This window comes from Verrucomicrobium sp. BvORR106 (assembly GCF_000739655.1).
GTDB lineage: Bacteria > Verrucomicrobiota > Verrucomicrobiia > Verrucomicrobiales > Verrucomicrobiaceae > Verrucomicrobium.
Genome location: NZ_BATR01000066.1, coordinates 33,159 through 50,829, shown reverse-complemented (window position 1 = coordinate 50,829; position 17,671 = coordinate 33,159). Strand labels below are relative to the sequence as shown.

Below are 17,671 nucleotides of genomic sequence, written 5' to 3'. Positions count from 1 at the left end.
GCCGAAGCCTGTTGCGTAATGTGTCGGGTGTTGTGTGGTGGGGGCTTGGGGGAAAGAGGAAACAAATGTCAAACACGCACCTCAGCGCCGCTCAAGGCCGCCGCCGGTATCGTGCCGAGTAGTTCCTGCTCGAACTGTTCGATGATGGAGTTCCAGGAAAGTCTCAAGGCGGTGGCATGGGCCGCATCGCGGATGCCGACGTCGCTCCAGTGCTGCAGGGCCAGCTCGGTCGCCGCCAGAAAAGCCGCCTCATCCTTCTCCGGTGCCACATAGCCATTCACGCCATGCCGCACAAACTGACGCGCAGCCGCATAGTCGTAGCTCACCGTCACCAGGCGGCTCGCCAGAGCCTCCGTCAGCACGTTGCCAAAGGTCTCTGAAAGGCTGGGAAAGACAAACAGATCCGCACTGGCGTAGTGGCGGGCCAGGTCCTCACCCGTGCGTGCCCCGGCGTGGATGAACTCCGGGTGCTGCTGCTTCAGCCACGCGGCCTTGGGCCCATCCCCCACGAACACCGCCCGCGCCTTGGGCTGGATTTGCTGAATCCTTTGAAACGCTCTCACCGCCAGCGGCAGATTCTTCTCCGCCGCGATGCGACCGACGAACAAGGCCACCGGCGTATCCTCCTCCGCCCCCCAGGAGCGCCGCAGCTCGGCGTCCCGGCGTTCAGGGTTGAAGAGATCCGTGTCCACCCCACGACCCAGCACGCCCACGTTCTTGATGCCCAGGCCGCGCAACTGCTCAGCAGTGCTCTCAGAAGGGGTCAGCGTCCGCGCGGTGCGATTGTGGATCCACTGGAGGTACCACATGGCCGCCCGCTTGATGAAGGGCAGGCGATAGTCGTCCGAGTAGCTGTGGAAATTCGTGTGAAAGCCGGAGACCACCCGCTTGGCACACTGGTGGGCGGCGCGGATGGCATTGCACCCCATGAGGGTCTCCACCGCCACATAGATGCCGTCCGGCTTGAAGTCGCCGATCCTCCGGCTGAAGAACCGTCGCGTGGCCAGCCCCATGCGGATGCCAGCATACCCGGGCACCGGCAGGGAGTTGATCGCCTTCACCTCTACCCCGTGGCTCAGGTTCTCACCGCCCGCCCCTTCCGTGGTCGTCAGCACAGAGACCTGATGACCGCGTCGGGCAAGACCGCGGGCCAAGGTTTGGAGCGTCCGTGCCACACCGTTGATGTCCGGTGGGAACGTGTCTGAGATGATCATGAATTTCATCAGGCAGGGCCTTTCTCAGAGTATTCCTGAATTCCCGCGGCAAAATCCGCAGGTGGTGACTTTTCCGTCACCCACACCTTCCTTCATTCTTTTGACATCACATGGGGAAACTTTGCCCCTCTGCGTCATTTCCAGAGCACAAACATGCCCGCGAAAGTATTGGGTGTCACCTTGGCTCCGGCAGGCGGATGGGACAGCACATCGGAGATGTCGCCATCCAGAAAGAGGGCATCCTTGCACCCCAAGTGCAGGTAAAAGCTGGCCAACTGGTGGAAGGTGACCCGCCCCTTCTCCCGATCTTCGCGGTCCGACATAGCAAAGATGATCTGCCCGTCTGAAGCCCGCACGCCCACCGCATTGCGCAGTCGCCGATTGGGAGAATTGACGTTGAAGGCCGGATGGATCTTCCCCTGACGCAGGAGGATGGGGCCGCTCTGCGTGGCCAGACGCGGCTGCAGCCCGCTCCGTCCATATTCCTCTCCGGTCATCACCCCCGCACCCCGCTTGTCATCCAGAAAGAACACACCGTTCGGGTGCAGGTAGAAGTTCCCCTCCCCCTTGGCCAGATTCAGCGGCACCAGCTCCTTGCCGCCGGTAATCGTCAGCCCACAGGGCTTGGGCCCCCGCTCGTAGATCCCCGCATTGGTCGCAAACTCGATCTGACGCCCACCCTTGGCCGCCTCCTGCAACAGAGGGCCGAAGCCCCCCAGCGGCTTCCCATCCTGTCCCAGCCACCGCAGATCCAGCCGCGCGAAATCGGCCCGATCCACCCGCAGCACATGATAGATGGCCCCGCCAAACTCCACCTTCTCCAGATTCGCGGCATGCCCCAGATGAGTGAAGGACACGCCCAAGACGGAGGCGAACCACCCGAGCACGCGACCTTTGGAGAGACGGAACATCCCCTTCATACGGTGGACAGATGGGAAAACTAACCTGTCAGTTGCGGCCCAGCACCTTGTCCATGCGCTTGCGCAGGGACGCCGCCTTCTTGGGCTCACCCAGGTTCTCCAGCACGGCGATGTAATCCTCCCCGGTTTGCTCGTAGGAGTCGCTGTGAGTGTCCAGATGCTGCTCCAGGATGCGCAGACTCTTCTCGTAGTTCTCCTGCACCCCGGCATCGTCCTCCAGGTCGTAGCAGGCCGTGGCCAGGTTGGTGTAGCTCTGGGCCACCTCCGCATGCTCAGCACCCAGCACCTGCTGCCGGATGTCCAGCGCCTCCACATGCATCTCCTTGGCCTGCTCCGGGAAGCCCGCAGTGTAGTAGAGGCTGCCCAGGTTGTTGAAGACAGCGGCAACCCGCTCACTGTCGCGACCATAGAGGCGCTCCAGGGACTCCAGCGACATCAGGTAGTGCTGCTCCGCCAGGGCATAGCGGCCCAGGCTCTTGTAAATCATCGCCAAGTTGTTCCGCAGCTCGGCGGATTCCTTGGACTTGGGCGGCGTCACGGACTCATAGTCCAGGATCGCCTGGTCATACAGAGGGATGGCCGCCTCTTCCCGCTGGCTGAAGTCATAGAGCATGGCCAGGCCGCTGCGCAGCCGCGCCAGTTGCTCCTGCGGCACCCGACACTTGGCTGCGGATTCCAGCCCTTCCTGATAGAGGGACTCAGACTTGGCAAAATCCCCTGCCTGACGGTTGAGATTGGCCAGGATCTCCAGCGCATTCACCAGCACCGGGTAGTTGGCCTCATCATCCTCCACGGCCTGCCTTGCGTTCCGCAGCGCCGTACCCGCCACTCGCAGCGCGTCGTCCAGCTTGCCTGCCTCGTACAGGCTGGCTACGTGCCCTTCCAGCAGGGTGTTGAGATTCTCTGAAGACATACGTTAAAAGCAACCAGCAGTGCCCCGGGGGCTGGACATAACAAGGCAGGACCTCGCCCGCATCAAGTAAAATCGTGGCGAGGAACAGCAGCATCTGCACCATCCGCCACCTCCAGCACCTCCAGAAGTTGTGCTCGCTGTAGTGGCAGCGGGCGGTGAAAGGTCTCGTGCAAAAGCCCCGCAGCCCCGGCCGACACTTGACCCAGGCCGAGCTCCTCGCACAGCTTGTTCTCAAACCGATGGACCAACCGGGTGCTGGGCTCATGCCCCTCCAGGTAGTCCAGACTTTTTTGTAACAGCTCGTACACACTTCCCAACGGCGTCTCCCGCTCCACCACGAGCTCGACGAGTTTTGAGAAATAAGTCCCCGCCAGCACCCTGGCGTAGCTGTTGCGCATCTGCAGTCGTGGCTGCACCAGATGCACCTCCTTGAGGGAGTGCAGATCACTCTTGGTGCTCGGCAGGAAGACGACCTCACAAGTGACGAACAAGTCCAGCCGTCCCGCAAAGGCGGACTGCGGACGCAACGCCCCCTTGGCCACCGTCTTGAACAATCCCAGGTCAGGAGCGCACCAGTGCACAATGAGGCTGCTCTCCGTCAATCGATGACGGTTGATCAGGATCGCAGTCGCGCTTTCCACCGGGGTTGCTGAGTTCTGTGTTACGACCGGGCGGACTGTTCAATACCCGCCCCCTCCACCAGTGCCACGTTATCCTCCATGTGCCATGGATGATGCGGCGGAAATCGGAGGCAGGATGCTTTTTTCTCAGCACATTGTCAGGCCATCTTTCTCCCCACCATGTCCCAGCCGCTCCAAATCCTCCACCATCACGCGGGCACCCCCTCCACCCGCGCCAAGTTGGGGCCTTATGAGATCGAGTCCCTCATTCCTCTGGCAGATGAAGGGGCGGGCACGGCGTATCGCGTGCGCATCGAGCCACACCAGACCACCAGCGTGAGCTACCACAAGATCGCGGAAGAGTACTATTACGTCCTGTTTGGTCGCGGCACCGCCATTCTCAATGGTACCCCTTATCCGCTGGAGACAGGTGATTTCCTGCGACTGCCTCCCGGCACGACCCACGGCTTCATCACCGGGGAGGAACCTCTCGTCATGCTGGACATCCACGCTCCTGGCTCCCGCCCGGACCGGGACGTGTACTTCGTGGGCGACACCCCTGCCGGATTCACCGTTCCCCCCGCCTCATGATCGCTTGAGTTTCGCTTGCCTCCCCGGCCCGCGGGTTTATTAAACCTTCATGGACAAGGCCAAAACCGTCATCACCGATCTGCAAGCGTTCGACACGGAGAGCCTCAAGGGCCGCCTTGGCGGGCTCCGGAGGTATCTTTGACGTCGGGAAACTAAAATCCGACCTCGAGACGCTGGAAGACGAGCTGGCCCGCCCTGAGTTCTGGGACAACCAGGAACGCGCGCGCAAGACGATCGACACCGTCAACAACCTCAAGAGCAGAGTCCTCCCCCTAGAAGAACTCGAGCGGCGTCTGGATGACTTCTTCGTTCTGGGGGAAATTGCCCAGCATGAGAACGACCTCGCCTCCTGGGCGGAGGTCGAGAAGGAGTACATTGCCATGGAGCAGGCGCTCAGCGACTTCGAGCTGGCCATGCTCCTGACCGGTGAGCTGGACAAGAAAGGTGCCTTCGTCACCATTCACTGCGGAGCCGGCGGCACGGAATCCTGCGACTGGGCAGACATGCTCCTGCGCATGTACCAGCGCTGGTGTGAGCGCAGCGGCTACAAGACGGAGATGGTGGACTTCGCCCCTGGTGAAGAAGTGGGCGTGCGCAGCGCCGTCTTCCGCGTCACGGGTGACTACGCCTTCGGCAAGCTCAACTGCGAACGCGGCGTGCACCGCCTGGTGCGCATCTCCCCGTTCGACTCCGCCAAGCGTCGCCACACCAGCTTCGCCAGCGTGGACGTCACGCCAGAAGTGGACGAGGACATCGGCATCGTGCTCAACGAGGCCGACATCAAGTTCGAGACCTATCGTTCCGGTGGCAAAGGCGGCCAGAACGTGAACAAGGTGGAGACCGCCGTCCGACTCATCCACGAACCCACCGGCATCATCGTGAACTGCCAGGTGCAGCGCTCCCAGGGCAAAAACCGGGAGATGGCCATGAACATGCTCAAGGCCAAGCTGTACCAGCTGGAACAGGACAAGAAGAAGTCCGAGATGGAACGCCAGTACGGTGAGAAAGGGGATGTCGCCTGGGGCAGCCAGATCCGCTCCTACGTCTTCCAGCCCTACCAGATGGTCAAAGACCACCGCACCGGGGAAAAGACCGGGAACGTGGGCAGCGTCATGGACGGCGAGCTGGATCCCTTCATCGAAGCCAAGCTCCGCGGCCGCAAGGCAGGCGATGGCGATGACGACGAGGATGTGTAGGCCATCCGGATGTTGGAATGCTGATTTGTGATTTTTGATTGAAGGCCCGCAGCGATGCGGGCCTTTTTTTGCGTCGGCATATCGAATAGAGGTTGGCCGTTTACGTCTTTGGTGTTGTCATCCTCATCATCACGCCATCGCTCCACCTCCTCACCCTATGAAAATCCTGCTCGCTCTTCTGGGCGGTGCCGTCCTCGGTGCCGCAGCTGTGTACCTCGGGTTCACCCAGCAACTGGTGAAGCAGGGAAGCGGCAGCGGCAGCGAACGGCTCGTGCAGATCAACCGCTTCACCGGTGAGGCGAAAGAGGTCTTCGTCTCCTCGTTCGATGCGAATCGCCTGTCCGAAGCAGAGGATGCCAAAGATAGCGCCGCCTCTGAAGCGTTCGAAGCCGCCCAACTGGCCAAGCAACCGCCCGCTCCATCGACAGAGACAACCTCAGAGTCCACTTCATGGAAAGAGCTTCCCAAGGAGGAGATCGACAAGCTGGGCATCCGTTTTCAGTTCTCGCAAGGCCGCTACTACGCGCGCTGGCACAACCATCTCGACAAACCGATCCGCATTGAGACGATCCGTGCGGAAGTCCCCGCCGCCGAGGGAAAAGAAGCTGTGGACCGTACCTATCGGGTGGACTGGGAAACCCGCGGTCTGACCGACGATGGCCGCAATCTGGAAGCGAGCTTGAGCGACTATCCAGATGGCACCGTGAAGCTCACGCCCGTGAAGGTGTCGGTGCTGGAGAAGAATGCCAAGTCGCCTGACTCACTCAGTCCCTTTGCCCCTAGGTGATTTGAAGCCAGCCTCCAACAACGGAAGCCAAAAGAAGACCCAAACGACTTGAGGCCTCCTCCACCTGATCCCGCTTGCGGGATTTTGGGTTGGGGGAACGTCAAGGAGGTTGTGGTGCCAGAGGGACACTCGACAGAGGCTTCTGCAAGATGCAGAAGCCAGCACGCCGGAAGCGCGCACTCCCCACTGACTCTGGAGCGCTATGGCCTGGGACCGCACGCATCCTTGGGAGTCTCACTCACGCTCCGCCCCTCAGCGCCCGACCTCGCGCCATCCTTCGTGCCTTTGTGCCTTCGTGAGAGAATCACTCATTCCGCCAGCCACACCACTCCACCACTCCACCACTCCACCACTCCCCGCCCCGCGCCCCTTGCACCGCGCCCCTGTCTCCCTACGTTGCGCCGCAATGCAAGTCGATGTCATCACGCTGTTCCCCGAAGTCGTCACGGTGCCGCTGGGCGCGAGCATCATGGGGCGTGCCCGGGAAAAAGGCGTGCTGGACCTCCGGGTGCACGACCTGCGCAAGCACGGCATGGGCAAGTACCGCCAGGTGGATGACGCCCCCTTTGGCGGCGGCCCGGGCATGGTGATGCGGCCGGAGCCCATCGCCGCCATGCTGGAGGAGGTCCGCACCCCGCAGAGCAAGGTCATCTTCATGACCCCGCAGGGCAAACCCTTCGATCAAGCCACCGCGCGCCGACTCAGCACCGAGCCCCATCTCATCTTCCTCTGCGGCCACTACGAAGGCGTGGACCAGCGCATCGTCGACACCTGTGTGGACGAGGAAATCAGCCTCGGCGACTACGTCCTCACCAACGGAGCCATCGCCGCCGCGGTGATCGTGGATGCCATCGTCCGCCTTGTGCCCGGCGTGCTGGGCGATGACGAATCCGCCGTGCAGGAAAGCTTCACGGAATCTGGCCTGCTGGACCACCCTCACTACACCCGCCCCGCCGAGTGGCAGGGCCAGCGCGTGCCGGACATCCTCCTCTCCGGCGACCACGGGAAGATCGCCAAATGGCGGAAGGAACAGGCCCGTGAGCGCACCCGCAAGAACCGCCCGGACCTGCTGCCGCCGGAGCAGCCAGCCTGACCTCCTGGATCGTCAATGCCCCCTCACCCAGCCCGCCTCCGCCATGGACATCACTTCACCCAAGATCCTGAAGCTCAAAGGCGCGCTGTTCCTCCTGCTGGGCGTCTTGTCTGGAGCGCTCCTCCTCTTCCCCGACTACGACCCACGGCGACTCGTCCTCTTTGCCATCACCCTCTGGGCGTTCTGCCGGGCCTACTACTTCTGCTTCTATGTGTTGCATCACTATGCCGACCCCAGCTTCCGCTACGCGGGTCTCTGGTCGATCGTGCAATACCTCTTCAAGAAGCGGCAACCCTGAACGCCCCATCTGCCCGCCATGCTTCACCACCTCTCCTTCGCGGTGGCGGATCTCGACCGATCTGCCCGCTTCTATGACGCCGCGCTGGCCCCTCTCGGCTATCGCCGCGTATGGAGCGATGACACCGCCGTGGGCTATGGCACCATCGATGGGCAGGACAAGTTTGCCATCCGCCTCCGCCCGGATCATCACACGGTAGCGGGTGATGGCTTTCACGCAGCATTCTCCGCGCCTTCGCAGGAGGCCGTCGCCGCCTTCTATGAGGCCGCCATGCAACACGGCGGCACGGACAACGGACCGCCCGAACTGTGCCCAGAATACGGGCCCGGCTACTACGCCGCGTTTGTCATCGATCCCGATGGCTACCGCATCGAGGCGGTGATCATCAGAGCCTAGGGGCAGCAGCCCTTTTGTTGGAAGCTGAGGGCCAAAGGCCCGGCTTCATCCCAGCCTGGGGCAACGCCCCAGGGTTTGGGAGCGAAGAGGTACTTGAGGGCTGAAAGCCCGGCCTCATTCAGTTGGAAGAATGGTACCTCCTGGGAACCCTGCTCTTCACACCTGTCGATATCGCACACGATCACTTGCACGGCAGTTGCTCCACGCGCATTCATTCAGCTCCCGCCCCCATGATCAGCCTTTCGCATCCGCCCTACACCGTCCAGCTGCGCGAGGGGTTTCCCGTCGTAGCAACCTCCACATCGGCGGAGCCCGGACTTCTTCTGCTGGATGAAGCGGGTGCAGCCCCCGTCTCATGCCACCGCATTGAGGTATTGGAGGCAGACCGCAAGCTGGCCCAGCTTCAGTTGCAGGCTGGCAAAGGTGAGACCGGCGTGCACGAGCACTCGGCCCTCATTGCGGACGAGATCCTCTTCATCGCCTGCGGCGCCTACGTCACCGCCCTGCAGCTTCCCGGACTGGACCAGCTCTGGAGTTCGCAGGTGGACGATCAGACCTGCTTCGGCGTCTATCACCACCCCATCCACCACTGCCTCATCACTCACGGCGAGCAGGCCATCACCCGCATCAATTTCGACGGGTCCATGGTCTGGCAGGCGGAGGGCGACGGCGTCTGGACTGGGCCGCTGGAGCTGGAGGCTCAGACCATTGCCGTGACGGATGACTCCGGAAGGCGTTACGAACTGGACATCACCACAGGAGTCGCCAGCCAGCGCGTTCCTGCCTGAACCAGACCATTCGGAGGGGTTTTGCAAGATTGACGCCGTCTCAGTGATTTGTGATGAAGACGTCGCCACTGCTTCCATGAAACTCACCCTGCCTCTCCTCTGCCTGACCCTCGGGTTCTCCCTATTGTCCCACGTGTTTGCCGAAGGCCTGGACGGCAAAATCATGTGCGGTTACCAGGGGTGGTTTCGCACGCCCGATGACGGCACCAACACCGGCTGGCACCACTACGGCGGTCGGAACTTCGGCCCCGGAGCTTGCAGCATCGACCTCTGGCCGGATATCCGCGAGATCCCCGCGGCCGACCGCACCCCCACCCCGTTCAAATTCGCCGACGGCAGCCCGGCAGAAGTGTACAGCTCGGTCAAGCCCTCCGTGATCAACCTCCATCATCAGTGGATGAAGGAGTACGGCATCGACGGCGTGTTCCTCCAGCGCTTCGTCGTCTCCACCAAGGACCCGCGCCATGCGAAGGCCCAGGACCTGGTTCTGGAAACTACCCGCACCGCCGCCCGCGACCACGGACGGGAGTGGGTGCTCATGTATGACCTCTCCGGTATCAAGCCCGGCGAGACCCAGCTTCTGATCAACGACTGGAAGCGCCTCGTGGACACCTACCACTTTGCCGATGCCAAAGAGAACCCCGCCTACCTCCGGCACCGCGGCAAGCCCCTCGTCGCCCTCTGGGGCCTGGGCTTCTCCGACCGTGCCCCCATGCTGGATGAATGGAAACAACTCATCGAGTTCTTCAAGAGCGATCCGCAATACGGCAACGTCTCCCTCATGCTCGGAGTGCCTGCCTACTGGCGCACGCTGACCCGCGACAGCATCGCCGATCCGGAACTGCACAACCTCATCGCCAAGGCCGACGTCGTCAGCCCCTGGACCATCGGCCGCTTCAACACCCCAAAAAACGCGACCTCGCACTTTGAAAAGACCGCCACAGGTGACGTGGCCTGGTGCAAGGAAAGAAACCTCGACTACCTGCCCGTGGCCTTCCCGGGCTTCAGCTGGCACAACCTGCAAAAAGGCCGCGGCAAAGAAGCCCCGGTCAACGCCATCCCACGACTGGGCGGCGAGTTCATCTGGTCCCAGTTTGCCCAGACGAAGAAACTCGGCCTGCGCATGCAGTACGTGGCCATGTTTGATGAGCTCGACGAAGGCACCGCCATCTTCAAAACGCGCCAGGACCCGCCCGTCGGTGAAAGCCCCTTCGCCACCGAGCCCGGCGTGCCCGAGGATCACTACCTCTGGCTCACCGGCCAGGCCGGCAAGATGCTGCGCGGCGAGCTGCCCGGAGATGGCGCAGCCATGCCCGTGCGCGCTAAGTGAAGCAAGACCACGCTACGCCAGGCGCTGCCACAGCAGCCCAAGCGTAGCGTCGATTGGCAATCGGCATCATTCGCCCTCGCTGAAAACGAGCCCTCTCCCTTAAACGAAAAGGAGGCCGGGGTTTCCAACCCCGCTCAGTCGCACGTCTCAAATCCAGCTTCACCGCTCAAACGGAACTCCAACCCGGCTTGCGATGCCTTGGATTGGTGTAGATACACCTTTGTGCCTTTGTGTGAGATTTAACTCGGTCCCTGCAAGCCGAATCCTGGAGCCCCTACCACTACGGGCCCACACCTTGACCACTGACGCACTGAATACCGGCCTCACTCGTGAAGGTACGCCCAGTCTCGAATCTTCTGGAGGCCGCGGATCATGCATCTGACTTTGTGGAGCCGAAGATGTCTTGGAAGAGAAACTTGCCATCCGCCGTGCGAGTTGTGACTGACCCACGAATGATACCTCTCCTTTGAGCTTCAGCATGAAGGATCTGCACGGCAACGCGAGATGCATGGTCTGAGGAGGACAGCAAACTGGGCAGCCAATAGAGGGCCATGTCCACTGCCACCGGGTTGGTATCGAGCAGGGCAGCAACCTCTGCAATGACTTTGCGGGCGCCCAGCTTGGCAATGGCGAACGCGAGCCAGAACTTAACGCTGCTGGCATCCGGGCAAACCAGACCCGTGCGAAGTATGGCCATCGCGTGGGCAGGCCGGCGGATGCAGGAGGTGGCGAGACTGAGGGCCCGTTTTTCATAGCCGTAGCCTCGAAAGCGAAGACAGACGCCAATTAAGGCGAAACACTCGTCATCGGAGAGGCTGCGTAGCCAGCGCTTTACATCGGTGTCGCCACGTGGACCCCGGCGAGTCTGCATCAGGTCTTCGGGATCGTAGGCCGCTGGCATCACCTCGCGCGTTTGTCATTTGCCCGCCTTGAGGATCTTCGAGAGAAGACCGTCGAGTTCGGGAGTGTAGCGCCAGCCATCACCGGTTCCCAGAAGGAACTTGTCCAACTGGTAGTCATCGAGCATGAGAAAAGTCAAACCACCTACCTCAAGCGCTGCTGGAGGGATGCGGTCCTCGCATAGGGTGTAATAGCTAAGGCGATCACCGACGACTCCCTGCCCTTTGACAAGGCGGACTACGGTCGCGGAGACGTGAACCTCGTGGTAGGTGCCAGGACGTTCGGCAGGCTTGGCAGTCTTCTGCACCTCGCAAACCAGAACGACATGCTTGGAATTTTTGATGTAGTCGCCGAAGGTCTCTGCCTTCCCCGCGGGGATTTCTCCGAAACAAATGCTTGGAGGCATCAGCAAGGAGATCGAGAGAGCAAGGATGAGGCGGGCGATCTGAACAGGCGGGAAGCACTGCCATCCATACACATTCGATTGCTTGCGTTTGGAGTTCATTGGTCAACCGTGAAGATCACATGGCGACAGGCCTTCTCTGCCCGGTCAAAAAATGTCGGAAGCTCAGAGAACCAACCCCAGGTGTATTGGCAGTCCTCCAGGCTCTTCTCCATGTCATAGTCGTCAGGCAATTGCGAGTAGCGCAAGGCCATAAATTCGGGCGTCACTTGTGCTAACGCGTCTACCAGGGCACGCAGCTTCTCGTGCGTGACGAGCGACACGATGTAGTCATCTCCCGAGTAGAGCTGTTCCCCGCCCAAAATGCAGAGACGAAGCGGCTCAGCCCCGTTGTCGAACGTCAGATTTCCGTCCGTCAAACACCGATGAATCGCGTCCCAGGCTTTGTCAGTTTCGCAGACAAACCCCGCCTCCTTTTCCCAACGGCTCTCGATGTCTTCCTGCACGATTTCGATGAGCGCCTCGTCCGAGCCGGCCCCTCGCAAGGCGTCTAGGTCGATGTCGGTGATCGCGAAATGGACGCCTCTACATGCCATGGCGGTAGTTTTTATAGAACATACTGGCCATCCGCAAAAGTACAGAGAAAATCCAGCCTGGCGGCTTGCTTCCGCTTCTGAGGCAAGAGGCTGAAGTGTTGGCACCGATTCAAAGTCCAGGTACCAAAGGAGCCAAGGAGCGGCGGTTTGTGCTTGCACAACCGCCGAGGGAAAGCGGAGTGATCTATTGCCAAACACCCATCGCTCAATGCGGTCTTGTCGCTGCATTCTTGCCTGGAAGAGCTCCTCCTCTGGCAACCCTCGGCGGTTGTGCAAGCACAAACCGCCGCTCCTTGGGGGGATGCAAGGGCTCGCGCAAAAGACTGCAAAATGCCCGCCATCACCACTGGACGTTGGCTCTATGAATCAACTCACAACCGATTCTGCTCTATCATCCGGCTCTTCGTCGCTTATTGCTTCCGAGGATCGTCTGCGGGATTCACGTAGTTGATACCCCACGGGCCTTCCGCGTTCACCTGGATGATGCACTCCTCTTTGGCAAACCCGAACATCGGGCACCCTGACGGAAAGACCGACACACTGCCAGCAGGGAGCTCCGTGAGCTTCGCCTTGTCAAAGGTCTCGCCGTGACCCATCGCGAACGTACCGGAGATCACTGTCACTCGTTCGATCACTGGATGGGTGTGGGGGGTCATCATCCTGCCGGCAGGGATTTTGATCCGGAAGCCGATCGGCTCAGCCTTCTTCATGTCGCCATAGAGCATCGCTACCTGCAAACCTTTGGCCAAAGCCGGCGTGTCGATCCATTTCAATTCTGCGGCCTGCATCATGACCGGCTGGCAATTTTTGGCCTCATCCGCAGCGATGGATGGAGGCGGCAGGACTGCCAGCCCGATGGCCAGGGCCACAAGCAACGCCGCGATACGGCACCACGGGCGGCACCTCGTATTCTCGTTTGGAATCGTGTTCATGAGTTCAGTCTGGTTTGAGTTTGAGTTGGAACTTTGTTCCGCATGCTGATTGCGGACCGTTCGAAGATTCGGCCGCACACTGCGGCTAATTGGGCGGTCTCCGCGTTACGCGACGTTGCGTATCAGTTTGGTTCTCTGCCACATCGAACCCTTCGCATCCTATATTTCCCTGGCTGGGCCCGATGCCACTCGCTAGCATCATACCCGGTTATTGGATGACAGGTCAACCATTCCCGTTCGAGGAGGTGGAGACACAGGAATACTAAGCCAAGGAAAGCGCAAAGGTGCCCCAGATGGCCGAGATGAAGTTTGTTTGTCCGGGGCGAAGAGTTCCACCGCCCAGCATGCGGAACGGAAATCCAATCCGGTTGCGGCGGCCGAGAGTGAATAGCCGCTACCTATGTGCCTTCGTGCCTTTGTGTGAAGAAATCTTCGAGAACGGCTGGCTTACTCATGAAGGTACGCCCAGTCTCGAATCTTCTGGAGGCTGCCGCCGTAGCCTTCCTCCGGGTAGTTCTGAAGAGGGAAGTACATGAACTCGTCGAAATTGAGGCCACCACTGGGAGTGTTGATAATGATGACCCAAGGATTGCCCTCTTTTTCGCTGAGGTCTTGGGGGACAAAGTATCCGTACTCCGGATAGGCAGCCATGCCGGTGCCGGGGATCGAGGGAAGAAAGCCTGGCACGAGCGCCGCGAGATCGCGCGGTGGCGACCCGTGCTGGGTTTCATAAGCACGAATGGCCTGAATCAGAGGAGCGCTACGCTCTGCAAGACGGTGAAAGGCGGTCATCCGGATATGCCAGCCCCATTGGATACCCAGCAAGACCGCCACCAAGAGAATGACCGCCGCAATCAAGCTTCGAATTGCGACAGGCCGAAACCGACGATTCCATAACACCACCAGTGAGACAACCACACCTCCCAACGCCAGGGAGAATGCCAAAAAAAGAGGCAACTCCAGCCAAAGAAAGACGGTGGAGCCATAAGGCGCGACGACAAGAAGGTGCACCAGCGGTGCCACAAAAACAGGCAGAGCACAGAGAGCAACAAGCCCGGTAAAAGTGCGACGATGAAGAAGTCTTTTCTGTGTCATGAGGGGCTGTCTTGTCTATTGATTGGTGCAGCTGACGTCAGCGGATAAAGAAATTACCAAGAGAATTGTCGCTTCCCGATCCAACGTCTACTCACTGAGCAACGCCTTCACCACGCGTGAATAATCATCGGCCCCAGCGGCGAGATTGCCGACGCTGATGCTGGCAGCCTGGACGTTCCGCACGCGAATGGCTTGATTGACGTCGAGAGCCTTTTTGAGGCTCGGGACAAGCTCACACCAGAACCTCTCCGCGCGGCCAACAACAAGGGGACGGCCAGACTCGATCCAGGATGACAAGAGATAGGCGGTGTACGCATGGCTGGGAAGGAGGCAATTGGGACGTGTCTTGGCGGGATAGGGAAAGGCCTCCAGAACGAACAGGCGCATGGACAGCGCCAACCATGCTTCCGATTCACCCAACTGCGGCGACATTGTCGTGAACAGCGCTCCAGTCGCCCTGCGCCACCAGCGGACATCTCTGGTTGCCTTAAAGGTGGGATCGTTCCCCTCAGCATCGATCCAGAGATTCGGGACCGACGGTGATTCGCAGCCGAGATTCCGCTGAGCCCAGTTCAACACCGTTCCTCGGTGGGCCTCATGCTCAATGGCCATGTCTGTTCCCGTGCCAAAACCACCGAGGAGCCACATGACCTTGCCGCCATGAAAACTGCCTAGGTATGGCTGCGGAGGCAGGACGCTTCGTCGTGGCCAGGCCGCACGATCCATGGGATGAACATAGTCATCACCCGGCACTTCGAGGGCGTTCCAAGGATTCTCCATAGTTTCGTGGACGCAACCTTAAGGCAGTGAGACGGTCCGCACAAGCTGAGGGGAAACGCAGTAGGTGTGGCGAGTCCGGTCGTTCAGATTTAGACCGATAGGATCCACTTGCGAATCGAGATAAAGAGGCAACCTCATTTAGAGGTTCGTGACTTCAATGTTGGCCCATCTCTCGGTGAACTCCAGAGTCTCTCCGTCTGACGCGTTTCAGTATGCAGGCGGAAATGAATGATTCATAGGACCGATAAAGTTCATCGGATATGAGACCTAAAGCGAGAATTTCCACCTCAGACCTGAGATCAGAAGGAACATTAATCTCAGCTTTTGGGTGGAAATAGTGAGCGACCTGCTTCACCGCCGTTGTAACCAACGCATCAGGAGCCGTCGCGATCACATAACCCCACATGGCGCAAAGATCGCGGCGATCAACACTCCAATCATCAGAATACCTGGAAAATTCGAACTGTGCTTCGGTCAAAGCAATGACAAGATGGCTTTTCAGTTCAGATTTCATATCGATAGCAGTTATGCATGTGGGCGAACATAGTGGCCATTTGAAATTTTCCAATGCTCCTGAAGCAAACTGAAGCTTGGGCTTTGCAGGACGATGTGAGGCTTGCGTCCGGAGCCGACTGAAGTCGGTACTCCAACCCGGCTGGCGATGGCTTCATTGGGATTGCCAGATCTTTGTGCCTTCGTGCCTTTGTGTGAGGAATATCAGATCTCCGCAAGCTGAGGCCCGGACTCCGTCCAACGACAGCTCCAACACCTTGACCACTGACGCACTGCCTACTGACGCACCGGCTCACCAGCTCACTAGACCTGCACGACGGCTTTCACCACCCCGCTGCCGGGCTTGCTCCAGGAGGCGAATTTCTTCGCGGCCTCGTCGAAACTTGCGCGATGAGTGACCCAAGGAGTGGTGTCGAGGTGGCCCTCCTTCATGAGCCGCAGGATGCGGTTGAAGTCGCTGGGGATGGCGTTGCGGGAGGCGAGGAGGGTGAGTTCGCGGCGATGGAACAGGGCGTCATCGAACGGCACCGTCTTCGCGGTGATACCGACCCAGACCAGGGCACCGGCGAAGGCGGCGTACTCGAAGCTGCGGGCCATGCTGTCGGCGTTGCCGGTGGCATCGAAGACGATGTCGGCACCGCGGCCGTCGTTCTGTTTGAAAAAGTCTTCCGGCTCCAGCGGAGCATGCACCTTGGCCTTGGGATGGTTCTTGGAAACAAAGGCCCGGCGGGTTTCATCGGGCTCGATGACGTGCATCTTGGCCCCGGTCAAACGGACAAACTCCATGACACTGAGGCCGATGGGGCCGGCACCGAGGACGAGGACCGTTTCATCCGCGTGAGGGCACACGCGATTCACCGCGTGGCAGCCAATGCCAAGGGTTTCCACCAGGGCAAGTTGCTCGTAGCTGAGGCCTTCCGCGGGATGCAGCTTGTCAGCCGGTAGCACGAGCAGCGGCCGCAGGCCGCCGTCGGTGTGCACACCGAGGACCTTGAGGTTCTCGCAGCAGTTGGTGTGACCGCGGGCGCAGGCGTGACACTCGCCGCAGTTGAGATAGGGCTCCACGGCGCAGCGGTCGCCCGGTTTTACGTCGGTGACCTCATCCCCCACAGCCACCACCTCCACACCCAGCTCATGCCCAAGGATCCGGGGATGCTCGATGAAGGGCATCTTCCCCAGATAACCGCTGATGTCTGTGCCACACACGCCGACAGCGTGAATCCTCACCAGCGCTTCATACGGGCCCGGCTCGGCGGGCTCCGGGAGATCGATCACGTCAAACTTGCGGGGGGCGGAAAGGGAAAGGGCCTTCATGAAGACGAAAAAGCGATGCGAAAAGGAAGGGGTGGTACAACCTTCGCCTAAAAACTGGCATGTCCACCCCCATCAATGGGGAGAATAACGCCGGTAACATATCGCGCGGCCTCGGAGCACAGGTAAACCACGGCCCAACCAACGTCTTCCGGAGCACCGAAGCCCTCGATCTGGATGCGGCCGCGGATCTTGCGCTCGCGCTCGGCATCGGCGCTGATGGCCTTGCGCAGCATGGGGGTATCGATCCAGCCCGGGGCGACGGCGTTCACCCGCACGCCCTTGGGGGCGAACTCAGCGGACAAGGTGCGGACCATGCCGATGACGCCGGTCTTGGCGGTGGCGTAGCCAGTGACCAGGGGCATGCCCATATAAGCGGTCATGGAACTGACAAACACGAGACTGCCCCGCTGCTGCGCGAGCATGCCAGGGGAGACGGCGCGGGTGAGGGCAAAGGCCCCAGTCAAATGCGTGCGCAAAACGGAGTCAAAATCTTCATCCGTCATCTCCAGCGCGGGTTTCTTCACGTGCACGCCGGCGTTGTTTACCAGAATGGAGGGAGCGCCGACCTTGGCCTCCACTTCACGGACAAAATCCGGCAGCACCTTGGTGTCGGTCACGTCCACCACCATCGGCACCACGGCATCGCCAAGTTGGGCTGCACCGTCCTGCAGGACATCTGGACGCCGCCCGGTGATGACCACCCGCGCTCCGGCCTGGACCAGACAGCGGGTGATGCCGAGGCCAAGCCCGGTGCCACCGCCGGTGACGATGGCGGTCTGACCTGTGAGGGAGAACGGAAGCATGCGCTAACGTGGGCAGAAGACAGAAGACTTCAAGACACAAGACTCGTGACGTGAGTCAGGGGTGTGAGCGGGGCCAATTGAGACAGGATTAACAGGATTTATAAAAGATTAACAAGATGGGGATTGGGGTGAGGCGATGCGGGAAGGTTTGGGTTTGGACAGAATTAACAGAATTTACGGAATTGGTTT

General features: G+C 60.3%; 21 protein-coding genes. 8 read left to right on the top strand and 13 right to left on the bottom strand.

What is annotated here, in order from left to right:
• Positions 1-68: 68 nt before the first annotated feature.
• The 4 genes from BV106_RS10295 to recO all read right to left on the bottom strand — a co-directional run bounded on the left by BV106_RS10295 (position 69) and on the right by recO (position 3,688).
• Complete coding sequence (locus tag BV106_RS10295; RefSeq protein ID WP_051945598.1) at positions 69-1,223, bottom strand: glycosyltransferase family 1 protein; 1,155 nt, start codon at positions 1,221-1,223, stop codon at positions 69-71.
• Positions 1,224-1,348: 125 nt separating this feature from the next.
• On the bottom strand, positions 1,349-2,125 hold the full coding sequence (locus BV106_RS10290) for a phosphodiester glycosidase family protein (protein WP_265595517.1): 777 nt from the start codon (positions 2,123-2,125) through the stop codon (positions 1,349-1,351).
• 37 nt (positions 2,126-2,162) lie between these two features.
• A complete protein-coding gene (locus BV106_RS35390) occupies positions 2,163-3,047 on the bottom strand; it encodes a tetratricopeptide repeat protein (RefSeq protein WP_051945593.1) in 885 nt (294 codons plus the stop codon).
• A 62-nt stretch (positions 3,048-3,109) separates the two neighbouring features.
• Positions 3,110-3,688 (bottom strand): DNA repair protein RecO, encoded by a 579-nt coding sequence (recO, locus tag BV106_RS10280; RefSeq protein ID WP_038164137.1) that lies wholly within the window; start codon positions 3,686-3,688, stop codon positions 3,110-3,112.
• A 159-nt stretch (positions 3,689-3,847) separates the two neighbouring features.
• Here recO and BV106_RS35385 point away from each other — a divergent pair, with 159 nt between their 5' ends.
• The 8 genes from BV106_RS35385 to BV106_RS10235 all read left to right on the top strand — a co-directional run bounded on the left by BV106_RS35385 (position 3,848) and on the right by BV106_RS10235 (position 10,146).
• On the top strand, positions 3,848-4,258 hold the full coding sequence (locus tag BV106_RS35385) for a cupin domain-containing protein (protein WP_051945591.1): 411 nt from the start codon (positions 3,848-3,850) through the stop codon (positions 4,256-4,258).
• A gap of 70 nt (positions 4,259-4,328) precedes the next feature.
• Positions 4,329-5,454 (top strand): peptide chain release factor 2 gene (prfB, locus tag BV106_RS10270; protein WP_265595522.1). Its coding sequence is split into 2 segments (ribosomal slippage): positions 4,329-4,391 and positions 4,393-5,454, totalling 1,125 coding nucleotides; the frame shifts between segments, so codons are not numbered across the junction.
• Between the two features lie 157 nt (positions 5,455-5,611).
• Positions 5,612-6,241, top strand: coding sequence for a hypothetical protein (locus tag BV106_RS10265; RefSeq protein ID WP_038164135.1), 630 nt, complete (start codon positions 5,612-5,614; stop codon positions 6,239-6,241).
• A gap of 406 nt (positions 6,242-6,647) precedes the next feature.
• Entirely contained in the window at positions 6,648-7,334 is a 687-nt protein-coding gene (trmD, locus tag BV106_RS10260; RefSeq protein ID WP_038164133.1) for a tRNA (guanosine(37)-N1)-methyltransferase TrmD, read from the top strand.
• Between the two features lie 43 nt (positions 7,335-7,377).
• Positions 7,378-7,632: a hypothetical protein gene (locus BV106_RS10255; protein ID WP_038164131.1), complete on the top strand. Its 255-nt coding sequence runs from the start codon at positions 7,378-7,380 to the stop codon at positions 7,630-7,632.
• 18 nt (positions 7,633-7,650) lie between these two features.
• Positions 7,651-8,028, top strand: a complete 378-nt coding sequence (locus BV106_RS10250; RefSeq protein WP_038164129.1) for a VOC family protein — start codon at positions 7,651-7,653, stop codon at positions 8,026-8,028.
• A gap of 230 nt (positions 8,029-8,258) precedes the next feature.
• The gene (locus BV106_RS35380) at positions 8,259-8,816 is read left to right on the top strand and encodes a hypothetical protein (RefSeq protein WP_051945588.1); all 558 of its coding nucleotides are present in this window, start codon (positions 8,259-8,261) and stop codon (positions 8,814-8,816) included.
• Positions 8,817-8,892: 76 nt separating this feature from the next.
• Positions 8,893-10,146, top strand: coding sequence for a glycoside hydrolase family 71/99-like protein (locus BV106_RS10235; protein WP_038164184.1), 1,254 nt, complete (start codon positions 8,893-8,895; stop codon positions 10,144-10,146).
• A 370-nt stretch (positions 10,147-10,516) separates the two neighbouring features.
• On the opposite strand, the gene BV106_RS10230 is transcribed toward BV106_RS10235, so the two are convergent.
• The 9 genes from BV106_RS10230 to BV106_RS10195 all read right to left on the bottom strand — a co-directional run bounded on the left by BV106_RS10230 (position 10,517) and on the right by BV106_RS10195 (position 17,482).
• Entirely contained in the window at positions 10,517-11,047 is a 531-nt protein-coding gene (locus BV106_RS10230) for a hypothetical protein (protein WP_038164125.1), read from the bottom strand.
• Between the two features lie 15 nt (positions 11,048-11,062).
• Positions 11,063-11,551 (bottom strand): hypothetical protein, encoded by a 489-nt coding sequence (locus BV106_RS10225; RefSeq protein WP_038164123.1) that lies wholly within the window; start codon positions 11,549-11,551, stop codon positions 11,063-11,065.
• Positions 11,548-12,045: a DUF1877 family protein gene (locus BV106_RS38280; RefSeq protein WP_038164121.1), complete on the bottom strand. Its 498-nt coding sequence runs from the start codon at positions 12,043-12,045 to the stop codon at positions 11,548-11,550. Before BV106_RS38280 ends, BV106_RS10225 begins: the two co-directional genes overlap by 4 nt.
• A 410-nt stretch (positions 12,046-12,455) precedes the next feature.
• A complete protein-coding gene (locus BV106_RS10215; RefSeq protein ID WP_265595516.1) occupies positions 12,456-12,977 on the bottom strand; it encodes a cupin domain-containing protein in 522 nt (173 codons plus the stop codon).
• 447 nt (positions 12,978-13,424) lie between these two features.
• Positions 13,425-14,072, bottom strand: coding sequence for a hypothetical protein (locus BV106_RS10210; RefSeq protein WP_265595515.1), 648 nt, complete (start codon positions 14,070-14,072; stop codon positions 13,425-13,427).
• Between the two features lie 87 nt (positions 14,073-14,159).
• Complete coding sequence (locus BV106_RS10205; protein ID WP_038164117.1) at positions 14,160-14,852, bottom strand: hypothetical protein; 693 nt, start codon at positions 14,850-14,852, stop codon at positions 14,160-14,162.
• A gap of 154 nt (positions 14,853-15,006) precedes the next feature.
• Positions 15,007-15,366 carry a hypothetical protein gene (locus tag BV106_RS38275; RefSeq protein WP_265595514.1) on the bottom strand — a complete coding sequence of 120 codons (360 nt, stop codon included), beginning with the start codon at positions 15,364-15,366 and terminating at the stop codon, positions 15,007-15,009.
• 302 nt (positions 15,367-15,668) lie between these two features.
• Complete coding sequence (locus BV106_RS10200; protein ID WP_038164115.1) at positions 15,669-16,679, bottom strand: zinc-binding alcohol dehydrogenase family protein; 1,011 nt, start codon at positions 16,677-16,679, stop codon at positions 15,669-15,671.
• Between the two features lie 47 nt (positions 16,680-16,726).
• The gene (locus BV106_RS10195; RefSeq protein WP_038164113.1) at positions 16,727-17,482 is read right to left on the bottom strand and encodes an SDR family oxidoreductase; all 756 of its coding nucleotides are present in this window, start codon (positions 17,480-17,482) and stop codon (positions 16,727-16,729) included.
• Positions 17,483-17,671: the final 189 nt, after the last annotated feature.

Bases quoted from the DNA above. Each gene is read 5' to 3' on its own strand.
- BV106_RS10295 (WP_051945598.1), bottom strand. From the start codon at position 1,223: ATGAAATTCATGATCATCTCAGACACGTTCCCACCGGACATCAACGGT.
- BV106_RS10290 (WP_265595517.1), bottom strand. From the start codon at position 2,125: ATGTTCCGTCTCTCCAAAGGTCGCGTGCTCGGGTGGTTCGCCTCCGTC.
- BV106_RS35390 (WP_051945593.1), bottom strand. From the start codon at position 3,047: ATGTCTTCAGAGAATCTCAACACCCTGCTGGAAGGGCACGTAGCCAGC.
- BV106_RS35385 (WP_051945591.1), top strand. From the start codon at position 3,848: ATGTCCCAGCCGCTCCAAATCCTCCACCATCACGCGGGCACCCCCTCC.
- BV106_RS10265 (WP_038164135.1), top strand. From the start codon at position 5,612: ATGAAAATCCTGCTCGCTCTTCTGGGCGGTGCCGTCCTCGGTGCCGCA.
- trmD (WP_038164133.1), top strand. From the start codon at position 6,648: ATGCAAGTCGATGTCATCACGCTGTTCCCCGAAGTCGTCACGGTGCCG.
- BV106_RS10255 (WP_038164131.1), top strand. From the start codon at position 7,378: ATGGACATCACTTCACCCAAGATCCTGAAGCTCAAAGGCGCGCTGTTC.
- BV106_RS10250 (WP_038164129.1), top strand. From the start codon at position 7,651: ATGCTTCACCACCTCTCCTTCGCGGTGGCGGATCTCGACCGATCTGCC.
- BV106_RS35380 (WP_051945588.1), top strand. From the start codon at position 8,259: ATGATCAGCCTTTCGCATCCGCCCTACACCGTCCAGCTGCGCGAGGGG.
- BV106_RS10235 (WP_038164184.1), top strand. From the start codon at position 8,893: ATGAAACTCACCCTGCCTCTCCTCTGCCTGACCCTCGGGTTCTCCCTA.
- BV106_RS10230 (WP_038164125.1), bottom strand. From the start codon at position 11,047: ATGCCAGCGGCCTACGATCCCGAAGACCTGATGCAGACTCGCCGGGGT.
- BV106_RS10225 (WP_038164123.1), bottom strand. From the start codon at position 11,551: ATGAACTCCAAACGCAAGCAATCGAATGTGTATGGATGGCAGTGCTTC.
- BV106_RS38280 (WP_038164121.1), bottom strand. From the start codon at position 12,045: ATGGCATGTAGAGGCGTCCATTTCGCGATCACCGACATCGACCTAGAC.
- BV106_RS10215 (WP_265595516.1), bottom strand. From the start codon at position 12,977: ATGAACACGATTCCAAACGAGAATACGAGGTGCCGCCCGTGGTGCCGT.
- BV106_RS10210 (WP_265595515.1), bottom strand. From the start codon at position 14,072: ATGACACAGAAAAGACTTCTTCATCGTCGCACTTTTACCGGGCTTGTT.
- BV106_RS10205 (WP_038164117.1), bottom strand. From the start codon at position 14,852: ATGGAGAATCCTTGGAACGCCCTCGAAGTGCCGGGTGATGACTATGTT.
- BV106_RS38275 (WP_265595514.1), bottom strand. From the start codon at position 15,366: ATGAAATCTGAACTGAAAAGCCATCTTGTCATTGCTTTGACCGAAGCA.
- BV106_RS10200 (WP_038164115.1), bottom strand. From the start codon at position 16,679: ATGAAGGCCCTTTCCCTTTCCGCCCCCCGCAAGTTTGACGTGATCGAT.
- BV106_RS10195 (WP_038164113.1), bottom strand. From the start codon at position 17,482: ATGCTTCCGTTCTCCCTCACAGGTCAGACCGCCATCGTCACCGGCGGT.